The organism is Methylobacterium sp. WL18 (assembly GCF_008040015.1).
Lineage (GTDB): Bacteria > Pseudomonadota > Alphaproteobacteria > Rhizobiales > Beijerinckiaceae > Methylobacterium > Methylobacterium mesophilicum.
On sequence record NZ_VRVD01001019.1, the window covers coordinates 1 to 1,086 of the forward strand.

Consider the following 1,086-nt stretch of genomic DNA (forward strand, 5'->3'; position numbering starts at 1 on the left):
TGTTTGGTTGCGGAACGTCGTTGGGATGTGGCACGCTGGGCGATCAAAGCCTACGCTTGGCGGTTCGAGGGTGTGCGCCGCCGTGTTGCCAGGAGGGCTCGTTGATGCTCGCCATCCATCCCCAGGCCCGCACCACTCCGGCTGTCCGCGCCGAGATCGCCCGCTCGCCCGAGAGCTCCGGGGTGCTGGCCAAGCGCTACGGCGTCTCCACCGAGACCATCCGCAAATGGCGCAAACGCGGCCCCGATGCCTGTCAGGATCGCTCGGCGCGACCCCATAAGCTGCCCTGGCGCGCCAGCGATGAGGAGCGCGCCATCGTGTGCGCGCTCCGCCGCTCCACCGGCTTTCCCCTCGATGCGCTGACCTTCGTTGTCAGCCACTTCCTGCCGCACCTGAACCGGGACGCCGTCTACCGCATCCTCAGGGCGGAGGGCCTCAACCGGCTGCCGCCCGCCGAGCAGGCCCGGAAGCTGCACGGCACCTTCAAGGACTACGAGGTCGGCTTCGTGCATGTCGACGTGAAGCACCTGCCCAAACTGCGTGACCGTGACGGTACCACCCGCAAACGCTACCTCTACGTCGCCATCGACCGCGCCTCCCGCTACGTGCACCTCGCGGTCAAGGACGACGAGACCACCGCCTCGGCGGTGGCCTTCCTCACGGACGCATTCGACGCCTTCCCCTTCCGGGTCACCCACGTGCTCACCGATCGGGGCTCCTGCTTCACGGCCGATGCTTTCGAGGCAGCCTGCGAGCGGCACGGGGTGCAGCATCGCAAGACGCGCCCGTACACGCCGAAGACCAATGGTATGGTCGAGCGCTTCAACGGCCGGGTGCAGCGGGAGGTGTTGGGCATCATGATCTACAGCCACGCCGACCTGGAGATCGTGCTGCGCGGCTTCAACGCGGCCTATAACGGTCGCCGTCAGCGCGTGCTCGAAGGTCTCTCGCCCGAGATGGTGCTGCGCCAGCGTCTCGAAGCTGATCCCGCGCTCGCCAATCCCACCCACAGACCGCCCAGCCCAAGCCTCATCAAACGCGCCCTTCGCATCGTCGCAGACGCCAAGGAGGTCTCGCATCCAGACA

Annotated in this window: 1 protein-coding gene; it reads left to right on the forward strand. The window is 67.1% G+C overall.

Annotated features, from left to right (window positions below; genetic code table 11):
* Nucleotides 1-104: 104 nt before the first annotated feature.
* Nucleotides 105-1,086, forward strand: a 982-nt coding sequence (locus FV228_RS30580) for an IS481 family transposase (protein ID WP_147857835.1), incomplete at its 3' end; no start/stop codon positions are given.